Origin of the sequence: Acinetobacter sp. TTH0-4, assembly GCF_015602665.1 — a bacterium.
In the GTDB taxonomy this organism is placed as follows: Bacteria; Pseudomonadota; Gammaproteobacteria; order Pseudomonadales; family Moraxellaceae; genus Acinetobacter; species Acinetobacter albensis.
Genome location: NZ_CP059079.1, coordinates 453,810 through 478,547, shown reverse-complemented (window position 1 = coordinate 478,547; position 24,738 = coordinate 453,810). Strand labels below are relative to the sequence as shown.

The 24,738-nt window shown below is 39.6% G+C and carries 23 protein-coding genes and 1 pseudogene; 16 read left to right on the top strand and 8 right to left on the bottom strand.

Translation table 11 applies throughout. The features are described 5' to 3' along the window. Positions 1-22 precede the first annotated feature (22 nt). On the bottom strand, positions 23-952 hold the full coding sequence (gene cysM, locus H0S58_RS02290; protein WP_053579603.1) for a cysteine synthase CysM: 930 nt from the start codon (positions 950-952) through the stop codon (positions 23-25). Between the two features lie 417 nt (positions 953-1,369). Here cysM and H0S58_RS02285 point away from each other — a divergent pair, with 417 nt between their 5' ends. From H0S58_RS02285 to H0S58_RS02260, 6 genes and pseudogenes are all read left to right on the top strand, one after another. Next, positions 1,370-4,180 (top strand): ATP-binding protein, encoded by a 2,811-nt coding sequence (locus tag H0S58_RS02285; RefSeq protein ID WP_195727013.1) that lies wholly within the window; start codon positions 1,370-1,372, stop codon positions 4,178-4,180. Positions 4,181-4,297: 117 nt separating this feature from the next. Then, positions 4,298-5,086 carry a crotonase/enoyl-CoA hydratase family protein gene (locus H0S58_RS02280; RefSeq protein WP_195727012.1) on the top strand — a complete coding sequence of 263 codons (789 nt, stop codon included), beginning with the start codon at positions 4,298-4,300 and terminating at the stop codon, positions 5,084-5,086. A gap of 38 nt (positions 5,087-5,124) precedes the next feature. Further along, positions 5,125-5,991, top strand: a complete 867-nt coding sequence (locus H0S58_RS02275) for an NAD(P)-dependent oxidoreductase (protein WP_195727011.1) — start codon at positions 5,125-5,127, stop codon at positions 5,989-5,991. Positions 5,992-6,022: 31 nt separating this feature from the next. Continuing rightward, entirely contained in the window at positions 6,023-6,817 is a 795-nt protein-coding gene (locus H0S58_RS02270; RefSeq protein WP_193891439.1) for a hydroxypyruvate isomerase family protein, read from the top strand. A gap of 77 nt (positions 6,818-6,894) precedes the next feature. Beyond that, positions 6,895-7,296: a ribosome silencing factor gene (gene rsfS / locus H0S58_RS02265; RefSeq protein ID WP_053579598.1), complete on the top strand. Its 402-nt coding sequence runs from the start codon at positions 6,895-6,897 to the stop codon at positions 7,294-7,296. 157 nt (positions 7,297-7,453) lie between these two features. Beyond that, a pseudogene (locus tag H0S58_RS02260) lies at positions 7,454-8,275 on the top strand (SDR family NAD(P)-dependent oxidoreductase). A gap of 62 nt (positions 8,276-8,337) precedes the next feature. Here H0S58_RS02260 and H0S58_RS02255 read toward each other — a convergent pair. Genes H0S58_RS02255 through H0S58_RS02245 form a run of 3 tightly spaced genes read right to left on the bottom strand, consistent with a single transcriptional unit; the run spans position 8,338 to position 11,258 of the window. Then, positions 8,338-9,792 carry an NAD(P)(+) transhydrogenase (Re/Si-specific) subunit beta gene (locus tag H0S58_RS02255; RefSeq protein WP_195727010.1) on the bottom strand — a complete coding sequence of 485 codons (1,455 nt, stop codon included), beginning with the start codon at positions 9,790-9,792 and terminating at the stop codon, positions 8,338-8,340. After that, positions 9,793-10,119 (bottom strand): proton-translocating transhydrogenase family protein, encoded by a 327-nt coding sequence (locus H0S58_RS02250; protein ID WP_195727009.1) that lies wholly within the window; start codon positions 10,117-10,119, stop codon positions 9,793-9,795. An 11-nt stretch (positions 10,120-10,130) separates the two neighbouring features. Next, complete coding sequence (locus tag H0S58_RS02245; protein ID WP_092720860.1) at positions 10,131-11,258, bottom strand: Re/Si-specific NAD(P)(+) transhydrogenase subunit alpha; 1,128 nt, start codon at positions 11,256-11,258, stop codon at positions 10,131-10,133. Positions 11,259-12,197: 939 nt separating this feature from the next. Between H0S58_RS02245 and H0S58_RS02240 the strand changes: the two genes are divergently transcribed. The 3 genes from H0S58_RS02240 to dusA all read left to right on the top strand — a co-directional run bounded on the left by H0S58_RS02240 (position 12,198) and on the right by dusA (position 15,684). After that, positions 12,198-13,124, top strand: a complete 927-nt coding sequence (locus H0S58_RS02240) for a DMT family transporter (protein ID WP_195727008.1) — start codon at positions 12,198-12,200, stop codon at positions 13,122-13,124. Between the two features lie 180 nt (positions 13,125-13,304). Next, a complete protein-coding gene (locus tag H0S58_RS02235) occupies positions 13,305-14,495 on the top strand; it encodes an MFS transporter (protein ID WP_195727007.1) in 1,191 nt (396 codons plus the stop codon). Positions 14,496-14,658: 163 nt separating this feature from the next. After that, positions 14,659-15,684 carry a tRNA dihydrouridine(20/20a) synthase DusA gene (gene dusA, locus H0S58_RS02230; RefSeq protein WP_195727006.1) on the top strand — a complete coding sequence of 342 codons (1,026 nt, stop codon included), beginning with the start codon at positions 14,659-14,661 and terminating at the stop codon, positions 15,682-15,684. 106 nt (positions 15,685-15,790) lie between these two features. Here dusA and H0S58_RS02225 read toward each other — a convergent pair whose 3' ends face one another. After that, on the bottom strand, positions 15,791-16,168 hold the full coding sequence (locus H0S58_RS02225; RefSeq protein ID WP_195727005.1) for a cytochrome b562: 378 nt from the start codon (positions 16,166-16,168) through the stop codon (positions 15,791-15,793). A 135-nt stretch (positions 16,169-16,303) separates the two neighbouring features. Then, positions 16,304-17,572 carry a bifunctional phosphopantothenoylcysteine decarboxylase/phosphopantothenate--cysteine ligase CoaBC gene (gene coaBC, locus H0S58_RS02220; protein ID WP_195727004.1) on the bottom strand — a complete coding sequence of 423 codons (1,269 nt, stop codon included), beginning with the start codon at positions 17,570-17,572 and terminating at the stop codon, positions 16,304-16,306. 109 nt (positions 17,573-17,681) lie between these two features. Here coaBC and radC point away from each other — a divergent pair, with 109 nt between their 5' ends. Both radC and H0S58_RS02210 read left to right on the top strand, forming a co-directional pair. Further along, positions 17,682-18,374 (top strand): RadC family protein, encoded by a 693-nt coding sequence (gene radC / locus H0S58_RS02215; RefSeq protein WP_195727003.1) that lies wholly within the window; start codon positions 17,682-17,684, stop codon positions 18,372-18,374. Between the two features lie 72 nt (positions 18,375-18,446). Then, the gene (locus tag H0S58_RS02210) at positions 18,447-19,358 is read left to right on the top strand and encodes a bestrophin family protein (protein WP_053579568.1); all 912 of its coding nucleotides are present in this window, start codon (positions 18,447-18,449) and stop codon (positions 19,356-19,358) included. A 76-nt stretch (positions 19,359-19,434) separates the two neighbouring features. Here H0S58_RS02210 and H0S58_RS02205 read toward each other — a convergent pair whose 3' ends face one another. Continuing rightward, positions 19,435-20,286: a PHP domain-containing protein gene (locus tag H0S58_RS02205; RefSeq protein WP_195727002.1), complete on the bottom strand. Its 852-nt coding sequence runs from the start codon at positions 20,284-20,286 to the stop codon at positions 19,435-19,437. A 45-nt stretch (positions 20,287-20,331) separates the two neighbouring features. Between H0S58_RS02205 and H0S58_RS02200 the strand changes: the two genes are divergently transcribed. From H0S58_RS02200 to mnmC, 4 genes are read left to right on the top strand one after another with little or no spacing between them, the layout of a single operon-like run. Further along, positions 20,332-20,946: a septation protein IspZ gene (locus tag H0S58_RS02200; protein ID WP_053579566.1), complete on the top strand. Its 615-nt coding sequence runs from the start codon at positions 20,332-20,334 to the stop codon at positions 20,944-20,946. Between the two features lie 27 nt (positions 20,947-20,973). Then, positions 20,974-21,276 carry a YciI family protein gene (locus H0S58_RS02195; protein ID WP_092720853.1) on the top strand — a complete coding sequence of 101 codons (303 nt, stop codon included), beginning with the start codon at positions 20,974-20,976 and terminating at the stop codon, positions 21,274-21,276. Positions 21,277-21,280: 4 nt separating this feature from the next. Further along, on the top strand, positions 21,281-21,781 hold the full coding sequence (locus H0S58_RS02190) for a hypothetical protein (RefSeq protein WP_092720852.1): 501 nt from the start codon (positions 21,281-21,283) through the stop codon (positions 21,779-21,781). 41 nt (positions 21,782-21,822) lie between these two features. Next, positions 21,823-23,733, top strand: coding sequence for an FAD-dependent 5-carboxymethylaminomethyl-2-thiouridine(34) oxidoreductase MnmC (gene mnmC, locus H0S58_RS02185; RefSeq protein ID WP_195727001.1), 1,911 nt, complete (start codon positions 21,823-21,825; stop codon positions 23,731-23,733). 103 nt (positions 23,734-23,836) lie between these two features. Here mnmC and H0S58_RS02180 read toward each other — a convergent pair whose 3' ends face one another. After that, entirely contained in the window at positions 23,837-24,151 is a 315-nt protein-coding gene (locus H0S58_RS02180; protein WP_053579562.1) for a rhodanese-like domain-containing protein, read from the bottom strand. Between the two features lie 91 nt (positions 24,152-24,242). On the opposite strand from H0S58_RS02180, the gene H0S58_RS02175 reads away from it, so the two are divergent. Beyond that, on the top strand, positions 24,243-24,731 hold the full coding sequence (locus H0S58_RS02175) for a YajQ family cyclic di-GMP-binding protein (RefSeq protein ID WP_053579561.1): 489 nt from the start codon (positions 24,243-24,245) through the stop codon (positions 24,729-24,731). Positions 24,732-24,738: the final 7 nt, after the last annotated feature.

Here is a 24,738-nt window from a genome sequence, read left to right as displayed (position 1 = left end):
TCTACTCACAAAAATGCCAGTGTTATTCGGAATCTTGTACCGAGAATAAACCCGTAGATAAGTAACGGTCTCCTCGATCACAGATAATACACACAATAACAGCTTCAGGATTTTCTTGCGCCAATTGAATCGCTGCCCACACTGCGCCTCCAGAAGATGTACCTGCGCTGATACCTTCTTGTTGTGCAAGTTTACGCATGGTTTTTTCTGCAGCAATTTGTGGAATATCAATCACCAAATCAACACGGCGACGATCAAAAATGGTCGGTAAATACGCCTCAGGCCAGCGACGAATACCTGCAATGCTTGCCCCATCTTCAGGTTGTAAACCCACAATTTGAATCTCAGGATTCTGTTCTTTTAAATATTTTGACACGCCCATAATCGTGCCAGTCGTGCCCATCGAACTAACAAAATGAGTGATTTTTCCGCCAGTTTGTTGCCAAATTTCTGGCCCCGTCGTGAGGTAATGCGCCTCAACATTGTCAGGGTTACCAAATTGATTTAGCACAAAACCCTTGCCGTCTTTTTCCATTTGCAACGCTAAATCACGTGCACCTTCCATGCCTTGTGCTTTAGTCACTTCAATTAAAGTCGCACCATAAGCCTGCATAGCATCTTTGCGTTCTTGGCTCATATTGTCGGGCATGATGAGCGTCATTTTATAACCGCGCATCGCTGCAACCATGGCCAAGGCAATACCTGTATTTCCACTGGTTGCTTCAATTAAGGTATCACCAGGTGTGATTTGACCGCGCTTTTCAGCCTGCATAATCATATTGTAGGCTGGGCGATCCTTGACCGAACCAGCTGGATTATTTCCTTCAAGTTTGGCCAATACCGTTGCTTGAGTGTGACTGGCTAGACGCTGTAAACGCACCAACGGAGTATTTCCCACATAGTGGTCTAACAAAAATTCGTCTGCTTGAAAATTAGGAATCGGCTTCATCATGGTGTGTACCTATATCGAGGTGCGGCTATTGTATGAAAAAATGTACCGTGCTGCACCCATTTAGCAGTCTTTTTATTAAAACTGTTGAAATTACAAATGATTTTTGCCGTTTCTAGCACGCCATCCAATTTCACCATAAAGTAAGAAAATTTATTTTTATCAGATATTCAAGATTAATGATAAATATTAAAATACTTAATCTGTGGTGATGTTCAGACAGTTTTATACTCATTTAAAATACTTGACTAAAACTCGGAGTCCTTGAAATATTTTTGGTCAATTACACTTGCTTATTCACTGTTTATGACTTTGATTTTAAAGTTAGAATTAACTCAGTCAGTCAATTATTCCATGAATTTTTAACAGGCTGTTTAAAGCATGCTAAACTGCATTGCACAGGAAATAAACTGCTTAACCATGTCAAATATCAATAAAAAATTATTTAAACGTCTTCACTTAAATCATGCTTATGGACAACTGATTGCATTGATTTTTGTGCCGATTATGGTTTTGGCATGCGTTGGTGCCTTGCTGGTTTTATCAGAAACTTCAAATGCTTCACGCGCTCAACAAAAACAAATGGCGATTGCCATTATGACCCGCTATCAACTTACCTCTGAAGCAGCTCTAGATTTACTGGATCGTTATCCTTGGCAATATGATCAAGCTCGCAATGCAATGCAGAGTATGCTGAATGAAAAACATTTAGTCCGTGCAGCGATTATTGATCAAAAAGGTCGGACGCGCTTAAGTATCGGGTTTCAGGATCAAGAATCATGGCCTGCAATTGAGGACAAAAATGCTTTTACAGGACCCATTACCTATCATCAAAACAATATTTATGCCTTAAGAATTAATGAAAATTCGCAAAGTCCTGCCAGACTGATCATTGAGCTGGATAATCAACCCTTACAAATTGCTCATTATCGGGTCATGATTGTGTTGATCACCACGGGCCTACTTACTTTATTATTACTTTTACTGTGTTTGAATTTTTATTCACGTCGCTGGATTGCGCCCATGTACGAAATTCGTATGCAATTACAGCGCTTAAGTGCCGATACACTTGATCAGCATATGGTCATTAACAGCACAGGTGAATTGCGTTTATTACAACGTGATATTGCCAATGTCGTGAAACGTTTGCATTTTAGTTTTTTAGAATTAAAAGAACACACCGAACAAACAGAAGATGATTTACGTCGAACCTTAGATACTTTAGAAGTTCAAAATATTACCTATCGCCAAGCACGCGACCAAGCTATTTCAGCAAATCAGTCCAAATCAGTTTTTTTGGCCAATATCAGTCATGAATTACGTACTCCGTTAAATAGTATTGATGGATTTATTCATTTATTGCTGCGTCAGGGCAATCTGAGTAATGAACAAAATTTATATTTGCAAACTATCCGTAAATCTTCCGCACATCTTTTAGCGCTGATTAATGACGTACTGGATTTTTCAAAAATTGATGCAGGCAAATTGGAACTCGATACCGCTCCGTTTGACCTAGAAGAAGCGATTTTTGATGTGATGGATATGCTCTCGCCTCTGGCTGCGCAAAAACACATCGATATGGCATTTTACTATGCCGATAATATTCCGACTCAGGTCGTGGGCGATGCTTTACGTTTTAAACAAATCCTAACCAACTTAATTTCCAATGCCATTAAATTTACTCCCGATGGAGAAATTATCGTCCGGGCTCGCATGGAACACGACGATATTGGACAATGTTTATTGCACTTTAGTGTCCAAGACAGCGGCATCGGCTTAAGTGGAACAGATCGTAAAAAATTATTTGAATCATTTTCACAAGGGGATGCTTCGGTCACTCGTCAATTTGGCGGAACCGGTTTGGGCTTGGCCATTTCCAAACAATTGGTGCATCTGATGCAAGGTCAAATTGGTTTTGAAGATAACCAAGAACGCGCACCCACGGAAAAAGGCTCTACCTTCTGGTTTACTGCAATGTTTAGCGTAGATGATGAAATTGAAACCATCCATCCTCGCTTTAATACGATGAAAATTGTGTCTTATTTGGCACATCCTGCAACCGCCAACATTCTGCGTCATTATCTTGAAAATTATGCAGTTGATCATATTGAAACCAGTTCTATTCTAGATTTATTCAGTCAACTCAATCAACTTTCAAACTGTGATGAAAATACTTGGTTGATTGTTGATCACAGTGGTGATGGGGAAGCTTTACTTAAAGAAATTCGTAACCGCTATACGGGCAATATTGCAGTCTATGGCTATCAGATGTCACTGGATCCCGACATGTTGAATGTGTATCGGGCTCGTCCTCTCTATCAACCTCTCAGTCGTAGTGCATTGATGCAGCTGTTAAGTAATCAGCCGATTTTCGATCATGAGGTTCATCAAGAATTTAATGGACAAGGCCTACATATTTTGGCTGTGGATGATCATCTGCCTAACCTGATTGTTTTAGAAGCACTCTTGGGTGAATTGAATGTTAAAACCACCAAAGCATTGAGCGGTCAACAAGCACTAGACATTATTCAAAATAGAATCGACCAAAATTTGGCTGCATTTGACGTTGTATTTATGGATATTCAAATGCCCGTGATGTCCGGTATTGATACGACACGTGCTATACGCTCGTTAGAATCAACTTTAGAAAATCATAAACGCTTACCCATTATTGCCTTGACCGCACATGCATTGGCGGATGAAAAACAAAAGTTACTCCAAGTGGGTATGGATGATTATGTAACCAAGCCTATTCAGATGGAACAGATCATTCAAATTTTGACTCAATGGACCTCAGAAAATTTCAAAAAAACCAAAAGTGTCGAGAAAGTTATTCTCATTGAAGCCCTCGATCCAGAAATTTTAAACTGGCAACAAAGCTTACAGCTTGCGGCCAATAAAGAAGATTTGGCTGTCGACTTACTCAATATGCTGGTGGACAGTTTTACAACCGAATTGAATGAAATGAAGCAATTAATTGAAATGGAAGACTTTCCTCAATTAGAGCATGTTTTACACCGTTTGTATGGTGCAACGCGTTACGTCGGCGCTCCAAATTTGCAACAAGTTACAGGCGGATTTGAACAGTTTGTTTCCTCTTTACGCAAAGAACGGCGTAAAGCAGATGAAAGTTTCATTCAAGAAACCTTAAAACGCTTTGATGAACTGCAATCCGTGATGCAACAATTTGAACAGGCAGCACAACAAGTTTTGAATAAACAAAATATATAATCGAATGAGAACTGAAAGAGGTGAAGCATATCCACTTTTTAGATGTGACTCATCTGTCATGAATCGATTCAATGACTCTGTTATGCTCAAAGCCATAGAAAAATATAGGTCAATCCAATGACATTACTGCGTATAGAAAAAAACAATGGAATTGCAACAGTTTTTTTAAACCGTCCCGGAAAACGTAATGCCATGAGTTTTGCACTGTTACGTGAACTGGTTTGTGCAGCCAATCAGATAAAAAAAGATCGATCTATTCGTTGTGTCATTTTAACAGGTGAAGCAGATGTCTTTAGTGCAGGAATTGATCTTGCGGATTTAAATGCACCTAAAAATACGGTGTATGCGGCATGGGAACTGATTAAACCGGGACAAAGCTTATTTCAAAAAGCATTTTTAATTTGGCAAGACTTACCTGTTCCTGTTATTGCAGCGATTGAAGGTTATTGTTTAGGCGCAGGTATGCAACTGGCATTAGCTGCAGATATTCGTATTGCTCATCCTGACACCAAAATGTCAATTATGGAAAGTCGTTGGGGATTGGTTCCAGATATGGGACTGACTCGCTCGATTAAAGGCATTATTAGCCTTGACCTTGCCAAAGAGCTTACACTAACAGGACGTATTTTCGATGCCAAATATGCCAAAGAAATTGGTTTAGTAACGCATTTAGATGAATCACCGATGCACAGAGCCCAACTGCTTGCAGAAGAAATGCAACAACGCTCTCCAGATGCGCTGATTGCAGCCAAACGCGTTCTTGATGCCATGCAACATGCACCGAAAAAATCGTTACGCTTAGAAAAAATCTGGCAACTTAAATTACTTTTGGGTAAAAATAGTAAGTTAGCGCGTCAAAAAGACAAAAAACCAGAGGTTCAATTTTTACCCCGCCAATATAAGTAAAATAACCAGAGAATTGGATTCATCCAGAGAAAAAATACATGTGTTTTGACCGTAATACAAAAATTGCATTTTTAGGTATGGGCCTCATGGGAAGCCGAATGGCTGCCCGTTTGATTCAGGCAGGTTTTGAAGTGGCTGTCTGGAACCGAACTCTGTCAAGCTGCGACATACTGGTGGATATGGGGGCTACACTTCTAAACTTGCAAGATATTGCAGCCTACCCTGTTCTTTTGACTTGTCTTGCGGATGATAGTGCGGTACAAACCGTTTATGAACATATTCAAAATCAACTCCAACCTGATCAAGTGCTTGTAGATTTTTCGAGTCTCTCCGTGGCACAAACCCAAAAATTAGCCTCTCAAGCACAAGTTCGTCAGGTCAAATGGATTGACTCCCCCGTTTCAGGTGGAATAATGGGGGCTGAACAAGGCACTTTGGTGATATTTGCAGGAGGTGATCTGCAAACCATCCAAAATTTATCGCTGATTTATAATGTACTTTCACAACGTGTCACCCGAATGGGTGAAACAGGCACGGGCCAAGCCACCAAAATTTGTAATCAATTGATTGTTGCCGCAAATAGCACTTTGATTGCTGAAGCGGTTGCACTTGCTGCACAAGCAGGTGTTGATACTAAGCTTCTCGCGCCTGCACTTGCTGGAGGTTTTGCTGACTCTAAACCTTTTCAAATTTTAGCCCCACGCATGGCAAGCCACACTTTTGAACCTGTACAGTGGAAGGTACAAACCTTATCTAAAGACTTAAATAATGCGGTACAACTGGCTGAGCACTTTAAGTTAAATATTCCTGTCGCAAAACAAGCACTTTTACAATTGAAAGCCCACCAAAATAAAGGCTATGCTGAAGCAGATCTTGCCACAGTGATTCAGGTGGTTGAATCTTAATTCACATCAATTTGAAGCAAAGGAATAAATGATGATGAAATTAGCGGTTAATTTATCGATGATTTTTACTGAAATGCCGCTGATTGAACGTTTTGCACAGGCACGGGCACATGGTTTTCAATCTGTTGAAATTCAATTTCCTTATGAACTGAGTATCGAACAAATTCAAACCCAACTGAGCTTACATAATCTTGAGCTTTGCCTGATCAATGTTCCTGCTGGCGATTTAATGCAAGGTGGAAATGGGCTTGCAGGTATACCGGGAATGGAACTTGAGTTTCATCGTGGGGTAGAAAAAGCCATTTTATATGCCAAAGCTTTAAATGTGCCTAGTGTTAACATCCTCGCAGGGAAGCAACCACTTGACTGCGACCTTCTGCCTTGTTTAAAGACCTTGGCTACAAATTTAAAACTGGCTTGTTCTATGTTGTCTGACCATCAAATTCAACCCGTTTTTGAAATGATTAATGGCACAGATATGCCACGTTTTTTAGTCCAGAATATTGCTCAGGCACAAGAAATGCTTGAAGCTGTTCAACATCCCGCCCTAAAGATGCAATATGACTGCTATCACATGGCGATGATGGATGAAAATATTTTAGAAACATTAAAAGAAAATATTCAGAATATTGGACATATTCAATTTGCAGACTGTCCAGGACGACATGAGCCTGATACAGCAAAAATTGCTTATACTGAAATTTTTCAATGGCTTGATCAAAGTGCGTACACAGGTTATGTCGCTGCGGAGTATCGACCGCAGGTCACTTCCCAAGATTCTTTTGCTTGGAAAGATAAATATTTTGCAAAACATCCGCAAAGTTAAATTCTCTACAGAATTGAAATTCTGCTCCAAAACCGCTATATTACACGATGAGTAATAGTCCGGAAATAAAACCCTTTATGAATTTAGAACCATCGCCCAGCGCTTCTAATTCTCTCGATCTCACAATGAATTCTCAAGCTCAAGATGTACAAGCTTGCTTAAAAGTTGTACATGAAGCCTTATTAGATGTAAAAGCAAAAGATATCCTTGAATTAGATGTTAGCGCAATTAGCAACGTGGCAGATGTCATGGTTATTGCTAGCGGTACATCGACCCGTCATCTTAAAGCCCTTGCGAATAATGTTGCTGAAGAAGCACGTAAAGCAGGTTTTCGCCCTATCGGTGTTGAAGGTGAAAGTGATGCAGAATGGATCTTAATTGATCTCGGTTTTGTGGTCGTTCACGTTATGCTGCCAGCTGCACGTAAATTTTACGACCTTGAAAGCTTATGGCGTACAACGCCAGAAGCGACAGCTTAAAATGATCCAATAAAAAAGCGACCGAATCAGGTCGCTTTTTTATGTGTTATAAACCTACAAATATTCAATGAATTGCAATGACAAATGATTAAAACTCAAGCATTATATTTTCGATTAAAACAATACACCTTAAAAATATAATAACGGGAAATCGTGCATGAAAATACTCATTACGGGTGCCAATACAGGTATCGGCTTTGCTAGCGCAGAGCAACTGGTTAAACAAGGGCAACATGTCATTTTAGCCTGTTGAAACCTACAAAAAGCGCAAGATGCACAGAAAAAATTACGCTCACTCAATCAGGGACAAGTCGATATCGTTTCACTTGATTTAAATAGCCTTGTATCGACTCAGAAAACGGCAGATGAAATTGCTGATCGTTATGGTGTACTCGATGTTTTGATCAATAATGCGGGGATATTTTCCAAAACTAAACAACGAACTAAAGATGGTTTTGAACAACAGTTCGGAGTGAATTATCTCGGTCATTTTTTACTGACCCAAAAATTACTTCCTGTTTTACGACAAGCACCACAAGCTCGTATTGTTCATATTGCTTCAATTGCGCATTGGGCAGGTTCAATTAAACCTCATACTTTTCATGCTAAAGGGTTTTACAATCTTGTGTTCTATTATGGTCAATCTAAATTGGCAAACTTACTGTTCAGTAACGCACTGGCAGAGCAAATGGCAGGCAGTTCGATTACCAATAATGCTCTCCACCCTGGTGGTGTCGCTTCTGATATTTATCGCGACCTACCTAAACCTGTATATGGAGTGATGAAACTCGGATTAGTACCCACCTCTGTACCGGCAAAGCTGATTTGCCAAATGGCGATTGGAGATGAATGGGCCAATCGTAATGCTGAATATGTCAGTGCACATATGCCAAACTGGAAATCGCCTCATGCCAAAAACCAGCAACTTGCACGTGAATTATATGCTCAATCTATGACGCTGGTTGAAAAATTTCTTTAAACAAGCCATCAAATAAAAAAGCCACTCAAAGGTGGCTTTTTTAATTCTGATTGACTGTTAAATCAGTGACCTGAACCATTAATGGCTTTGGTCATATCTTCAACGACTTTCTTCGCATCACCAAACACCATCATGGTTTTTTCGTTATAGAACAAGTCATTATCTAGACCTGCATAACCTGTTGCCATAGAACGCTTAATCACCATGATCGTACGTGCTCTATGTGCTTCCAAAATGGGCATACCGTAAATCGGTGAAGTTGGATCATCTTTTGCTGCAGGATTGACCACGTCATTTGCACCAATCACCAAAACTACATCGGTTGCTGGAAAGTCTGAATTGATCTCATCCATTTCTAAAATATCTTCATACGCTACATCTGCTTCAGCCAGCAAAACGTTCATATGACCCGGCATACGACCTGCCACTGGGTGAATGGCAAAACGAACTTTCACACCTTGTTCTTTCAAAATTTCACACAATTCTTTCACTGCATTCTGTGCACGACCTTGTGCCATACCATAACCCGGTACAATCACAACACTGTCAGCATTTGACATCAGGAAGCCTGCGTCATCCGCTGAACCTGAACGATGATTACGTTGTGCCTTCTCGCCATTGTCTACTGCTGCAACTGCTGTACCGCCCATTGCACCACCAAACAAAACGTTAATGATTGAACGGTTCATCGCTTTACACATAATGTAAGACAGAATAGCACCAGAAGAACCGACCAGTGAACCTGCAACAATCAGCATGTTATTTTCAAGGGTAAAACCAATTCCTGCTGCTGCCCAACCTGAAAATGAATTCAGCAATGAAACCACAACAGGCATATCACCACCACCGACAGGTGCAATCCACACCCAGCCAAATGCAAGTGCCAAAGCAGTCATTGCCCAGAAAGCTTGCATGTTTCCTGTGGAGAAGAACATGAAACCTGTGGCTAACATCGCAAGGAAAATAATGGCCTGTACTGGTTTAACCCAAGCACCAGAAATCGTTTTTGCCCATTTTTTTGCAGCCAATTTACCATAGGCAAATACAGAAGCAGTAAAGGTAATCGCACCGACGAAACAGCCCACAAACAATTCAAATAAATGAACTTTGCTCATATGCGCATGTTGAACACCTGCCGCAGTTAAAGCTGCTTCATTTTGAGTGAACAAATCTGTCAATTGGTTGTTATGCAAAATCGCAGCAATTGCAATCAAAACAGCAGCCAAACCCACCAGTGAATGCATGAGTGCTACGGTTTCTGGCATTTGTGTCATTGGCACTGTACGCGCACGTGCAATACCCACTACCCCACCCAATACCATCGCACCAACAATCATCCAGACAACAGGATGATCAGCAACAAAGAAGGTCGTCAGTACAGCAATTGCCATCGCGATCATGCCGTAACGGTTACCTTGAATAGCTGTTTTAGGGCCAGATAAACCACGAAGCGTTAAAATAAAAAGTACGGCGCCTACTAAGTAGAACCAATCCGCATAGTCTCGAATAAATTCCATTTATGAACCCTCTTTTTTCTTTTGCTTCGGCTTAAACATTTCAAGCATGCGCGCAGTCACAGCAAAGCCACCAAAAATATTGATGCTGGCTAAGAACACAGCAATCGCACCCAAAATACTGACGATATTTACACTTTGGAAAGCGACGTTTGCCTCCATCCCAATGACTGGCAGGCCTACAGTTTGAATCATTGCACCCACCACAATAATGGAAGACAGTGCATTGGTCACAGCCATAAGCGGTGTATGTAAAGCAGGTGTTACGCCCCAAACGACGTAGTAACCTACGAAGATGGCAAGGACGAAAATTGTAATTGTTTCAACCATGATCTCTCTCCTTAACCACGCTTTAACAGCACTTGGCCGCCATGAGTGACCAGTAATGCTTTTTGAATTTCTTCTTCAGGATTGATGCTAAAGTTTTTATCTTGATCAAAAAGCGTTTCTAAGAAATTAAAGACATTACGTGCATAAAGTGCCGAAGCTTCAGTTGCAACTGTCGCTGGAATATTCGGAATTCCCAAAATAGTCACACCATTATCGGTAAAGACATTTTCGCCACATTTTGAGCCTTCGACATTTCCACCAGATTCAACTGCCATATCAAGGATGATTGAGCCTGGTTTCATTTTTGCGACTGTTTCAGCTTTGATTAAACGTGGTGCATCACGACCTGGTAATAGCGCAGTGGTAATCACAATATCTGCATTAGAAACCGCTTTATCTACAATAGTCGCTTGGTCTTTGATGTATTGTTCACCAGGCATCCAGCCATATCCGTTTTTAGCGGCATCCGCAGCTTTTTGCTTTTCTTCATCCGACATCGGTACATCAAGCCATTTACCGCCTAAAGACTCGACTTGATCACGAGCGGTTGGACGTAAATCGGTTGCTTCAACAATAGCACCTAAACGTTTTGCAGTGGCAATGGCTTGTAAACCTGCAACACCAACACCCATAATGACGACACGCGCAGGCTTTACTGTACCTGCTGCTGTCATCAACATAGGGAACATACGTTGATATTCTGCTGCAGCCAAAAGCACTGATTTATAACCAGCTAAATTTGCCTGAGAAGACAACACGTCCATATTTTGCGCACGAGAAAGTGTACGCGGTAAAAGTTCTAACGCAAATGCAGAGATTTGGCTCGAAGCAAATTGGTCAAGTTCAGTGTTTCGGTAAGGATCAAACATTGCAATAACGGCTGTATTGGCTGCAATTTTTTTAATTTCCTCACCTTGAGGTGCACGAACTTTCAAAATAATTTGACTGCCTGTATAGGCATCATCCGTAATTTTGGCACCAGCTTGTTCATAGGCACTGTCAATATAAGCTGCTTTTACACCTGCTCTACGTTCAATGACAACGGTATGACCAGTACTGATCAACTTTTTTACTGTTTCTGGCGTAACTGCCACACGGCTTTCACCGATCACAGTTTCGGTTGGGATTCCGATTTGCATGAGCCTTCCTCAAGCTAATTTTTCTTAAGTAAACATCGCGATGAGCGATATTCCCGCAGGACACATTCTTATTGAATTTTTGGATTCTAATTGAACCTCTGTAAATTACCACCCAATATTTATTTAATAAATACCTATATTTTGAACTGATGATTCATAAATATGATCATTCGATATATCATTCATTCGTTTTGCTTTAATGAAAGTCAAAAATTATCTTCATATTTGTACTTAGAAGTTGCATAAGTGATCAATTTTAAGATGCAGATAACACAATTTTAAAAACCTTTAAATCTTCAAATTGATGATTCTGCCGATCCACCACTGGAGACCCGCATTTAACTTTTAAATAGATAACTTGGTATATTCGTAGTCAGTTACTATAATTTTTTGCTCAATTGACCGAAATGACAAATTTCAACATTGTCAGTATGAACAATTTTTTTGAATTTAAGACAGTATTTCACGTTAACAAAGATACAAATGGTTTATTTTTTAATGACTGTGACTTTAGTCTTCTTCTTTATTTAAATTTTCTAAAATGGAACTCCAAATGTTTTATTTTATGAAAAAAATAAATTATCTTTTTTATTGGTCATTTCGGTTGATGATGATTTAGACAAAATAGCATAAAAAAACAAAAAATGCCTTTTTTTGGTGCGCTTTGCTCTATCCATACTCTTTTCTCTGAAGTTTAGCTGTTTTAACTTGTTTTAGAATTGATGATTGCTTCAATCTAAATTTTAAATCCATATTTTGAGCTTTTCTCGCCAGTGAAATCTGACTCAAGAATCTATGTGATTAAATAAAATTTGATTCATTCCATTCTGGAATTACCACCATCATATTTTTGCATTTCACCTGCCCGACTAAAAACTTTATAATTCACGCTTCTTCTCTTTATTCATTCGAGTAAAAAACTCTGATGAAGTAGGTAAAATGAAACTTCATCTCACAAGAACACAATTGGGTTCATTGTTTGCTGTTTGTGCCGCTTTTTTGTTTAGTACCAAAGCTATTTTTATTAAGCAGACCTACGCACTTTCTCCCTTGGTCGACGGTACAGTATTAATGGCCTTAAGAATGGTCAGTGCACTGCCTTTCTTTTTCTTAATTTATTTATTTTCGCGCCGTCAAGCCCGCGAGATTGAGAAAAAAGATTGGATATTACTGATTATTGCAGGATTACTCGGATATTACTTTGCCAGTTGGCTCGACTTTGCTGGGTTAATGTATATCAGCGCTTCGTTAGAACGCATTATTTTATTTTTATATCCCACTTTAACGGTGTTGGCTTCGAGCATCATTTATAAACAACGCTTAAATTGGAAAAGTTTTTTCGCCATTGGTCTGAGTTATGGCGGCACTGTTTTGGTCATGTTGCAAGAACAAAGTAATGTTCCGCATCAAGGCAATTTCTGGTTGGGCGCGAGTTTAGTTTTTGCGAGTGCCGTGGCTTTTGCTGGTTATTTACTGTTAACCCCAAAATTAATTCAAAAATTTGGCTCTTGGAACTTTACGGGTTTGGCACTTATGATCGCCTGCATGGGAACACTGGTGCATTATTTTATTGCAATTCCGCAGCCCTTTCTGCTTCTAACTCAACTTCCAAGTACTGTTATTTGGTACGGTGTTGCGTTGGGTTTTTTAGTTACCGTATTGCCAACCGTATTGCTAATTCAAAGTATAGAACGCTTAGGTGCTTCACAGTCTGCCATGATTGCATCGATTGGGCCTATTCTCACGCTTATTTTAGCCACATTTTTTTTAGGTGAAAAAATGAATAATATTCAATGGCTCGGCTGTGCTTTGAATATTATTGGCGTCATGATGATTACGCTTTCCAAGAAGAAACTTGCCCATTAAAAACAAGTGAGTCAGTGAAGTATTGAGCACATTTTCATTATGCAATCACCTTGCATATGAGCTTAAAACATAATGCTGCCATTAAAGTCTTTTTGAATGTTTGTTAAAAATATCCAAAGCTTTTATAGTACTGAACCTATTTTAAAATATGCTCATTTCATCAAACCAACAAGGGATTTTATGTCTGCTCCTCTCGATATTAGCCGAGACAAATCATTATTGTGGCTCATGACTATTGCTTGCGGTATTTGTGCAGGAGCAAATTATTATAGCCAGCCTTTAGTTCACTCTATCCAACAGTATTTTGATGTGCCTGAGTCGCAAGTGGCATTAACGGTCACCTTTGCTCAAATCTCTTATGCACTCGGTTTACTTTTTATCGTGCCTATTGGCGATATTGTTAACAAAACCAAATTTATTCCTTTATTGATGCTTTTAGCAGCTGTTGGATTATTGCTGTGTACTTTTGCAGTCAATTTACCCATGCTTTGGATCGGAACGATTATAGCGGGTCTATTTTCAGTCGCTGCTCAAATATTAATTCCGCTTGCAACCATTCTGGTCAAACCTGAAAAAACGGGTGAAGTGGTGGGCTTTCTGATGAGTGGCTTATTAGTCGGCATTTTACTTTCCACAAGCCTTGCTGGACTCTTGTCTCATTTATTTCACTGGAAAGTTATCTATGCAATCAGTGCAGTGATGATGATTGTTTTAGCCGTTTTACTTAAAGCTAAATTGCCCAATATTCCTATTTCAAAAATAAAATATATTCATATTTTCAAATCGATGGCACTCCTAATAAAGCAACAACCCCGCTTAGGTTTTCGTGCAATCATTGGTGGTTTCGCTTTTGCTGCAATGAGTATTTTATTCTCTACGATTGCCATTTTATTAACGTCGCCTCAGTATAACTTTTCTGATGTATTGGTTGGTGTGGTCACCTTAGTGGCAGTCTTTGGCGCACTCTCTACTGCTAAAATTGGTAAAATTGCAGATCAAGGTCATACCTTGGTGTTAACTTGGATTGGACTATTTATTTTAGCCATCAGTTGGATTTTCCTTTATTTTGGCGGACAGCATTTAATCAGTTACATCTTCGGCTATGGATTAATTAGCTTGGGCTTAACTATTGTACATACCAGCAATCAAAGTATTATTTTCCGTTTACATCCCGATGCTAAATCACGCATCAACTCCATCTATATGACCACTTATTTTATTGGGGGGGCGTGTGGTTCTGCTGTTGGGGTTTATTCATGGCATCACGGCGGGTGGCTGATGACCTGTATTGCCGGTCTTTGTCTGGTGATTTGCTCAGCCTTATTTGCATTTATCGATATGCGCTATCATGCTAAATCCCTCGCAGCGTAATCTATGTAGCGTTCAACTCTATCAAAGTGGCTTATCATGTCTTGGGTAAAAATAATTTTATTGAGCTCAGTCGATTGTATTGGTCGGCCACCTTTGGTGTTTCTTTCATCCGAAAGCACGTATAATCTCTGCTTTGGTTTTTTCCTTATTTTTAGGTTTATTCATGACTGCTCTCCCATCTTTACAGCCTCGCATATCCGTTGCACCGATGATGGATTGGACCACTCGTGATTACCGATTTTTTGCACGCTTATTTAATCCCAATATCATCATGTATACCGAAATGGTCACGACAGGTGCGATTTTATTTGGCGGCGCAGCACGTCATTTAGACTTTAATACTGAAGAACACCCAATTGTGTTACAGCTTGGTGGTTCAAATCCAAAAGATTTAGCCACATGTACCAAAATGGCACAGGATTGGGGCTATGATGAGGTCAATCTCAATGTGGGTTGTCCGAGTGATCGAGTGCAAAATAATAAAATTGGTGCCTGTTTAATGGCAGAACCTGACTTGGTTGCAGAGTGTATTGCTGAAATGCAAAATGCTGTCGATATTCCTGTCACAGTTAAACATCGTATTGGCATTGATGACATGCACTCCTATGAAGAAATGCTGCATTTTGTTGATACCGTTGCTAAAACGGGATGTAATAATTTTATCGTGCATGCCCGCATTGCCTTATTACAAGGTTTATCACCGAAAGAAAACCGTGATGTTCCCCCCTTACGTTATGAAGATGTCTATCGCTTAAAACAAGATCGTCCACATTTAATGATTGAGATAAATGGTGGTATAAAAACCTTTGCTGAAACTCAAGAACATTTAAAACATGTTGATGGGGTCATGATTGGACGCGAGGCTTATCACAATCCTTATTTATTGGCAGAATTGACGCAATTATGGAATATAAATACTCCCAATCGTTTTGATATTATGGCAGAAATGATGCCTTATATTGCTAAGCGCATGGCAGAAGGTGCGCCACTTTCCATCATCACCCGTCATATTTTAGGTTTATTTCAAAACTTACCAGGTGCACGAAAATGGCGTCAGGCTTTAAGTGGGGGAAATGCCAAAACCCTAAAAGATGTAGAAATTGCATTGCTAAATATTCAAGATGCGATACAACGCACTGAAGACTACTTAAAAGAAAATCAAGTCCAAGAAATAGTGAAAGAGGTTTAATCATTTTCATGGTCATTAAAAATGCCCATCCGTTTTTAAACTGACGGGCATTTTTAATATCGCTTTCAATCTGTATTTACCCTTCAAAGCTTGAATCTGCTTCACATCAGTGATGATTATAAATTCCATGTCCTTGAGCTTTCATCACCGCGATTTTCTTAGCTTCAACTTTAGCTTGATCCAGTTTGCCTGCTTGCACGAGGCTAGTGGTTTGATCAATCTGTGCCACCAATTGATCAAATAAAGCATCTGAAGTCGGTGCTTTAGCATCTTTGGTTTTTAATTTCACTTTTTTTGCATCTAAAGCAGCTGATTTCATATTACTGAGTGCTTTTAGAGCATCTTTTTGATTATCCGTCGTGTTAAATGCTTTAAAGTTTTTCCCCAATATTTCCATATTATGTTCAAGATCAGCGGCAAAACTGAAACTACTGAACGACAAAGTCGTTGCAAAAATAACGATGGCTAACGTTTTTTTAATCATGCGGATATCCTTTTTTAGATCAATTTAAAACTGTGGCTCTTGTTGTTGAATTATTTTGAAATTTAAGTCTTAAAACAGAGTCTAAAATTTATCAACCATGCAACCGAATCACTGAATTTTATACCATAAAACCTGTTACAAAGTAGGTGCTAGAGCATGATTTAAAGCATCATGTATGGCATCAACCAACTGTTGAGCAATCTCTTGTTTCGATGCTTTATCTAAATCCCGTTTTTCCATGTGATAGCGTTCTGCAAAAAATACCGTCATGGCATTTTCGTCTGATGCAAAACCAATATCTGAACGTGACACATCATTACAGGCAATCATATCCAGTTTTTTTGCCACCAATTTTCCAGCCGCATATTGCTCGACATTGCGGGTTTCCGCAGCAAATCCCACCATAAATGGCCGTTTTTGTTGTTGGGCAATCGTTGCCACGATATCTGGATTTTTGATTAAGGCAACATTTAATTCGTCACCCGATTTTTTAATTTTATGTTCAGCCACTTCTGCAACGCGATAATCTGCCACCGCTGCTGTCGCAATAAAAATATCACAACCTTCATCAAGCATCTGCATGCTGATTTCTAACATTTTGATTGCAGAAGAGACATTAATGCGGTGTACCCCATTCGGAGTATCTAGACTTACAGGCCCTGCAATTAAGGTGACTTTTGCACCAGCTGCATAACATGCTGCGGCTAAAGCAAAGCCCATTTTTCCTGTACTGTGATTGGAAATATAACGGACCGGATCCATTGCCTCACGAGTAGGACCTGCTGTAATGACCACATGCTTATCAGCCAACAAACCAAACTTTTCAGCAATCGCGCGTTGTGCTTGATGAAAATATTGTGTGACTTGCACAGCCAAATCTTCAGGTTCAGGCATACGCCCCAACCCCACATCGCCGCAAGCTTGTGAACCTGCGTCTGGCATAATCACATGCACGCCATCTTCAACCAAGGTGTTTAAATTTCGCTGCGTGGCTTTGGCTGCCCACATTTGCTGATTCATTGCAGGTACAACCCAAACTGGGCAAGGAGTCGCAAGATATAAGGTACTGAGTAAATCATCGGCCAAACCTGCTGCAAATTTTGCCAAGATGTCACAACTGGCAGGTGCAACCAATAATAAATCTGCCCAACGCGCCAGCTCAATATGCCCCATTCCCGCTTCAGCTTCTGGGTTAAGTAATTCTGTATGAACTGGATTTCCAGATAAAGCTTGAAATGTGAGTGGTGTAATAAAAGCTTGAGCACCTTGTGTCATGACGACGCGTACATTAAAGCCCGCATCTTTTAAACGGCGAACTAAAATTGCACTTTTATACGCGGCAATACCACCAGTTACAGCCAATACAATATTTTTGTTGGAAATTACACTCAAATTGAAGCTCACAACAAGCTACCTTTCTATTGCAGTGGCGCCCACAATATCATTAAATAATGTTAGCCCCAAGTATCCGCATTGGGTCAACCACTATTACTTATAAAAAAGTCTAAAAATAATGAACTTATCGATTAAACATTGGCCAGAACAAGAACGACCACGCGAAAGACTCATTCGGCAAGGTGCAGCAAGTTTATCTGACGCCGAGTTATTGGCTATTTTTCTACGCTCAGGCTCAAAACAACATTCTGCAGTTGAGCTTGCCCGCCTATTGTTACAGCATTTTGGCGGCTTAAATCCTATTTTTGATGCCAGACTTGAAGATTTAAGTCAGTTTCATGGCATTGGAGAAACGAAATACGCACAGCTTATGGCAGTTAAAGAGTTGGGGCGACGTTATATTGCTCAACATTTAAGACAGGAAAAAATCGAATTAAATCACTCCACCCTCTTATTAGATTTTTTAAAATTTGAATTATTGGGGGAGTGTCAAGAAGTTTTTGCAGTGCTTTGCTTAGATGCACATTTAAGAAAAATTAGTTTTAAAAAAATGTTTTATGGTTCAGTACATTCATGTGAAATTTCGATTAACCAATTGCTACGTCATGCCATTCATGAGCATGCCAGTCATATTGTAATTGCACATAATCATCCTTTGGGTAAAGCTACTCCATCGCAAGCAGATCTAGAGTTAACCGAGCGAATTTTACAGGCCTGCCATTTGGTCGACATTCACTTAATTGATCACTGTATTGTTTCACCCGAAGGAACTTGCTCATTTGCCGAGCATGGTTTGATTCAAGCGCCATAATCATACGAACAACGATTGACAAAAAGCCCTCTAACACTGAAGATCATTCAAAATATAAATGATTCTTAAAACATGATTGTGCGTGACCAACCCAGCGTATTTAAGCTGTTGTTTTCTTGGCGAGGGACGATCCTTCCAAAGGTCTTACCTCCTTTAGGCGTGGTCATGCTGATCTCGGCTTTAATTGGTGGACTATCTTATATTGGTTATTTTCACTTTCCAGAATTTCCTTTGGTCGGCTTTACTTTAATTGGCGTAGTCCTGTCTATCTTCTTAGGCTTTAAAAATACTGCATGCTATGACCGTTGGTGGGAAGCGCGTAAGCTCTGGGGAATGTTAATTGCCAATGCCCGACATTTTGATCGGGATTGTCGAATGTTGGCACAAGGTCGACGTGAACGTGTGATTCAACACGTTATTGTATTTGCCAATGTATTACGTGATCGTTTACGCCATGAAACAAAAAATCCATTGGCATTGGTTGAAACCAGCGGTCTGAGTCAACAGGCTTTAACGCAGTTATATCAACAAGCCAATGCACCGCAATACACACTCAGCCTGATTCAATGGGAATTGATGCAAGCACTCAAAGAAGGTGAAATTTCCGATATTATTTATGCCCAAATGAATGATCATGTGGCTGAACTCAGCCTTGTTCAAACAGGCTGTGACCGTATTGCCACCACCCCTTTGCCTTTTGCATATTCAGTGCTCCTTAACCGCACTGTGTATTTCTTCTGTTTCATGCTGCCATTTAGTTTAGGTGCAACCTTAGGTTTAGCAACACCTTTACTGGTTGGTATTTTGGCTTATACTTTTTTAGGATTAGATGCCTTAAGTTCAGAAATTGAAGAACCTTTCGGTACACAAAGTAACGATTTACCCTTAGATGCCATGGTACGTACTATTGAAATTGAGTTGTTGGGCACTTTAGGTAAACCAACCCCACCACCGATTCAAGCGCAGGATCATAATTTACTTTAATTGCTTTAGCCTTAGAATATTACATGATGTTCTGAAATGTCTCTCTTCCTCTCAAAAATGCGAGAAGAGAGAATCACTAAACAAAACTTTCCCAAATCCCAACTTGACCTTCTTTAAGACGTGGAATGTTGCCCAATCGAATCCATGGCATGTGATCGCCATGAAAATCACTGCCAACAGAAACTTTAAGTGAGTATTCAGCAATCATTCGATCCACCATTTGACGGGTGGAAGCAGGTTCGATTGCAGTGGGAAGTTCAATTGCATCGCCGCCAAATTTGGCAAAAATTTCGATTAAATAACGAATATTGGTCGCAGATAAGTCATATTTGGTTGGATGCGCCAATACTGCATAACCTGCACTTTCATGAATAACTTGAATGGTATCTTCTAAACCCACACCATCAAATTTCACATAGGCTTTTTTACCTTCTTTAATATATTTATCAAAAGCTTGTTGCGGACGGCTAACAATGCCTTTTTCCACCAAAACTTTCGCAATATGGGTTCGAGTAATGCGGTCTGCAATGTGATCCACTTTAGCCATGACATCAGCATAAATGTCCTGACCAATCAATGGAATCAGTAAATCACATATTTGTTTAGCACGAATGGCTCGAATCTGTTTTTGTTGTTCCAGTAAAATCTGTAAAGGTTCTGGATTTTGCATATTTAAAGCCACGATATGCACACCGTAACTCTTTTGCGTTGCAGGTCGTGACCATTGACTGGAAATTTCTACCCCTGAAATAATGGTTAAAGGCAAATCAATCGCTACTTTTTCAGCAAGCTGTAAGCCATCCATTGTATCGTGGTCAGTCAACGCAAGGGTATGAATCCCTTTTTCGATGGCTGCAAGCACAAGTTGTTCTGGAGACAAAGTTCCATCAGAAATATTACTGTGTGTATGTAAATCTACGCCTTGCATCACTTATACTATGTCATTTATTTGATCAGATTTAGATACTCTAACATGAAAGCACTTTTAGACTTTGTGCCACTCATTATTTTCTTTTATTTATATAAAACCGTCGACCCAAAAGACACAGACCATCCTTTATTACAATTGATTGGTTCTACAGGCGGTATAGATAATAATAATATTTTGGTTGCAACCACTGGCCTGATTATTTCTATGCTACTGATATACGGCGCTTTATTTGTAATTCAAAAATTCCGTTTAGATAAACAACAGTGGATTGTATTGTTTATGACAGTGATTTTTGGCGGCATTACCCTCATGCTGAGTGATGACTTTTATATCAAACTGAAAGCTGCGCTGTTAAACCTTGTTTTTGCTGGTGCTTTCTTACTGTCGCCTTATTTTATGAAAGATAAAAAGCCCCTTATTCAGCGTTTATTTGGGCCTATTTTTGATTTGACAGTGAAAGGCTGGAAAAATTTAAACTTTGCATGGGCCGCCATGTTTATTTTGATGTCATGCTTACATGTCTTTTTTGCTTTCATATTCGCAAATGGAAAATATTGGGGTGAATTCACCGCATTTGGTGACATGATTGTGATGTTTTCCTTTATTATTATTCAGTTTATTGTTTTACGTAAATACTTTAAATCACCTGAAGCATAATTCAGGTGAACGAATCGAGAAAAAAATATGCCTTTATTCGTCTTAAGCTGTACCGATCACGAAGGTACAGTTGAAAAACGCCTTGCTACACGTCCACAACATTTACAACGCTTACAACAATTAAATGATGAAGGTCGTTTAATTGTAGCAGGTGCAATGCCCAAAGACCCTAACAATCCACAAGCGGGTTTTTATGGCAGTACACTCATTGTCGACTTTGAAACACGTGAAGCACTGGATCTATGGTTAAAAGACGAGCCTTTCCTTAAAGAAGGTGTTTATGCTCATATTGATGTGAAACCTTTTAATAAAGCGTTCCCTCAAGGATAAAATCATGCGTGTTGTTGCCTCAAGCTTATTGGGCTTATCTTTCATCTGTATTTCTGCTTGGGCAGTTGAAACTGCACCTATCACTACTGTAGCCCCTGCTCCTCAAGCAATGACTACGACAACACCTCAAACTTTGGCGGCAAATAAACCTAATCTTCTTCCTGCGGCCGTGGCGGTCAATCCAAACGGTTTACCACAAGAAGTAAAACCGTTGACTGCTGAACAACTGGCAAAAAATAAAGCATTGCAAGATGCCAAAGTTAAAGCCTTAGTCAAAGATCAGGCGACCCGTTTACAACAGTTAGAAAAGGCCAATTTGGACGCTTTATCGCAAAACCAAGAACTCCAATTAAAAAATGACAGTTTAGGTGTACAAGTTCAAGTATTACAAAGTGAACGTAGCGCACAAATGTTTTTATATGGTGCTGCCACGATTGCTATAGGTGTTTTACTGGGTTTTCTTATCGCAAGTTATGTTCATACTAAACGTCGTCGTCAGTGGTAAATCATCATTTTTTAATGTTTGCTTTAAAGGTGGTCTAGCTTTTGTCTGATGCAATTCAAACTGCTGATCTAGATTGGCAGTGTATTAATGGCATGGATATTCCGATCTGCCAACAATGTGGGAATGTCTACTCTTCTATAGAAAATGGCTTGCACCCAATTCAGCATGTTTTTATTCAAGGTCATAATTTATCTACACGTTTAGCAAAACTATACGATTTTGAATATTTTTGTGTAGGTGCAACACATTTTGGTACAGGTTTAAATGTTTTGGCCTTATGGCAACTCTGGCAGCAAGTTCGCCCAGATAATCACAGCCATCTGCATATCATTAGTGTCGAAAAATTTCCTTTAAAAAAAGCAGATCTTATTCGTGTACTTGCGATGTGGCCAGAACTGCAAGTTTTAGCACAACAGCTCATTCAAGCCTATCCTTTGCCTATCGCAGGTTGCCATAGGCTGGATTTCCCAAAACAACGATTCTCAATTGATTTATGGCTCGGTGATGCCAATGAGATTTTTCCTGTCATTGCCAAAACCAAAACAGTAGATGCTTGGTTTCTCGATAGATTTTTTCATGTGTGTAATCTTCAACTTTGGCAAGAGCATATTTTAAATCATATTGTTCGACTTTCAGACTATGGCACTACATTTACAGCATCCAGTGTAGAAGATGTATTAAAGCAAGGTCTTAGTCAGCATGGAATAACCATTTCTTGTCCAGTGGCTTTTAACAATCAAGATCTGATGCTTAAAGCCATATGGAGTTTTCCAGAATCAGAACATCAAGACCGAATGAAGACAACAACTCAGGCATCAATCCAACTAAATACAGTCGAGACATTTCGACAACGTCAAATTGCGATTATTGGCGCTGGAATTGCAGGATTAAGTTGCGCCTATGTATTTGCACAGCGGGGGCATAAAGTCACGATTTACGATCAATCAGCGCCATTGGCGGGTGCATCAGGTAATCCACTGGCATTGCTCAATCCTCGTTTAGGTCGTATTGAGCAAAGTGGCAAGCATTTGGTTACGTTGGCGTGGCTATATGCCATGCCCTATTATCAAAAATTTCAAGCGTTTAAACCGATTCATGTCAATCAATTACAATTAAAAGAAGACGATGATTTAATGACACTTACAGCAAATTATCCATCAGGCATTTTTACTGAAGGTGTAAATCAAACTCAGATTGAATCTAATCTTAAGACCCAGTATTCGAGTGTCACATTATTATCCGCAGCGACTCTATCACCACACCAATTAAGTGATCAAATTTTACAACATCCTTTGATTCAGTTTCAGAAAGCAGATATTTTGGAACTTAAGTCCAAAACGAATGTTCAGGTCATGGATATTAATCAGCAATGTTTAGGTGAGTTTGACCATGTTATTGTGTGTGCAGCATTAAATAGCCAAAAAATTTCGACTCAGTTGCCCAAATTAACACCAAATCGCGGCCAAGTCAGTTGGGTCGATAATTCCCAGCAACCTTTAGACTCTAATCAAGCTTATAGTTATGGCGGCTATTGCATGCAATTAAATGCTCATCAATTACTTTTAGGCGCTTCTTTTGTTCCTGATCAAAATGATCATACGGTTTTAGTGGAAGATCATGTGCATAACTACACACTTATCCACAATGTCTTTCCTGAATATGCGCAATCTTTAGCACCGATTGACACTTGGCAAGGACGCGCCTCAGTACGCACCCAAAGTCCAGATTATTTTCCATTATTGGGCAAAATCCAGCCAGACGCTGAAATTTATACATTCACTGCACTTGGATCTAAAGGTTTTTTATTCGCTCCTCTGTGTAGTGCGGTTTTAGTGGCTCAAGTTTTAGGTGAGGCTTGTCCACTGACGAGCTATTGGGTCAATAAACTTGATCCGAGGCGCTTTATCAAAAAAGTAAAGCCGAAAAAACCTTACTATCAAAAACCCAATTGATGTGTACAAGATAAAAATTGATTCACTCTATGAGCAAGAAAAAACTGAAAAAAGACAATTTATTTTAGACTGATATTAAAAAAGCGCCTGATGGCGCTTTTTTTTAGCTTCCCTGTTCTAGAGGGAAACCTGCATCGCGTGCGGCACGCGTACCACCCATCAATACCACATACTCACGTGCGCCATCCAAGCTTTCTAACTTTTCAGCAGCACGTGGCGCTTTACTGCCGCCGCCACATAAAATGTAAATGGGCTGATCCGACTCCACTTGAGTTAAGCTATTTGCATCCAAGCTATCAATGGGCTGATGAACAGCACCTTTGACATGACCTTCTGCAAAGGCTTTTGTATCACGAACATCCCAGATTACTGCATTTTCTGGGAACTCAAATGTTGTAATTTCTTGTTTACGGATCATTGTGCACTCCTTTGATGTAAACAACACTTGGCAAATGAAGAAAACATCCCTAGCATCTCAGATATTCTTTCCCTTTGCAAAGGTCTAAACCATGCCTTCTTTCGATATTGTCTCTGAATTAGAGATTTTTGAAGTAAATCACGCCGTTCAAAACACGCAAAAAGAAATTGCGACCCGTTTTGACTTCCGCGGCCAAGATGTTTCTATTGAACTCAGCGAAAAAAATAAGGAAATTAAAATCAGTACTGAAAGTGATTTTCAATGCGAACAGGTTTATAGCATGCTGGAAAATCACTTCTTTAAACGTAAAGTTGATATTCAAGCACTTGATCCACAAAAAATGACGGCTTCAGGCAAAAATGTCATTCAAGTGATTAAACTGAAAGACGGGCTTGACTCTGATACAGCAAAAAAAATCAATAAAGCCATTAAAGAAAGTGGCGTAAAAGTGCAATCTTCTATTCAAGGTGACAAAATTCGTGTGACAGATAAAAAACGCGATACATTGCAACAAACAATGGCGTTTTTAAAGGAACAACAATTTGGCGTGCCTTTACAATTTAATAACTTTAAAGACTGATTTATTC

Coding starts and splice junctions, on each gene's coding strand:
- H0S58_RS02250 (WP_195727009.1), bottom strand. CDS start 10,119: ATGGTTGAAACAATTACAATTTTCGTCCTTGCCATCTTCGTAGGTTAC.
- H0S58_RS02240 (WP_195727008.1), top strand. CDS start 12,198: ATGAAACTTCATCTCACAAGAACACAATTGGGTTCATTGTTTGCTGTT.
- H0S58_RS02285 (WP_195727013.1), top strand. CDS start 1,370: ATGTCAAATATCAATAAAAAATTATTTAAACGTCTTCACTTAAATCAT.
- H0S58_RS02270 (WP_193891439.1), top strand. CDS start 6,023: ATGATGAAATTAGCGGTTAATTTATCGATGATTTTTACTGAAATGCCG.
- H0S58_RS02275 (WP_195727011.1), top strand. CDS start 5,125: ATGTGTTTTGACCGTAATACAAAAATTGCATTTTTAGGTATGGGCCTC.
- dusA (WP_195727006.1), top strand. CDS start 14,659: ATGACTGCTCTCCCATCTTTACAGCCTCGCATATCCGTTGCACCGATG.
- H0S58_RS02190 (WP_092720852.1), top strand. CDS start 21,281: ATGCGTGTTGTTGCCTCAAGCTTATTGGGCTTATCTTTCATCTGTATT.
- H0S58_RS02245 (WP_092720860.1), bottom strand. CDS start 11,258: ATGCAAATCGGAATCCCAACCGAAACTGTGATCGGTGAAAGCCGTGTG.
- H0S58_RS02205 (WP_195727002.1), bottom strand. CDS start 20,286: ATGCAAGGCGTAGATTTACATACACACAGTAATATTTCTGATGGAACT.
- H0S58_RS02180 (WP_053579562.1), bottom strand. CDS start 24,151: ATGATCCGTAAACAAGAAATTACAACATTTGAGTTCCCAGAAAATGCA.
- cysM (WP_053579603.1), bottom strand. CDS start 952: ATGATGAAGCCGATTCCTAATTTTCAAGCAGACGAATTTTTGTTAGAC.
- H0S58_RS02255 (WP_195727010.1), bottom strand. CDS start 9,792: ATGGAATTTATTCGAGACTATGCGGATTGGTTCTACTTAGTAGGCGCC.
- H0S58_RS02280 (WP_195727012.1), top strand. CDS start 4,298: ATGACATTACTGCGTATAGAAAAAAACAATGGAATTGCAACAGTTTTT.
- H0S58_RS02210 (WP_053579568.1), top strand. CDS start 18,447: ATGATTGTGCGTGACCAACCCAGCGTATTTAAGCTGTTGTTTTCTTGG.
- H0S58_RS02195 (WP_092720853.1), top strand. CDS start 20,974: ATGCCTTTATTCGTCTTAAGCTGTACCGATCACGAAGGTACAGTTGAA.
- rsfS (WP_053579598.1), top strand. CDS start 6,895: ATGAATTTAGAACCATCGCCCAGCGCTTCTAATTCTCTCGATCTCACA.
- radC (WP_195727003.1), top strand. CDS start 17,682: ATGAACTTATCGATTAAACATTGGCCAGAACAAGAACGACCACGCGAA.
- H0S58_RS02225 (WP_195727005.1), bottom strand. CDS start 16,168: ATGATTAAAAAAACGTTAGCCATCGTTATTTTTGCAACGACTTTGTCG.
- H0S58_RS02175 (WP_053579561.1), top strand. CDS start 24,243: ATGCCTTCTTTCGATATTGTCTCTGAATTAGAGATTTTTGAAGTAAAT.
- H0S58_RS02200 (WP_053579566.1), top strand. CDS start 20,332: ATGAAAGCACTTTTAGACTTTGTGCCACTCATTATTTTCTTTTATTTA.
- H0S58_RS02235 (WP_195727007.1), top strand. CDS start 13,305: ATGTCTGCTCCTCTCGATATTAGCCGAGACAAATCATTATTGTGGCTC.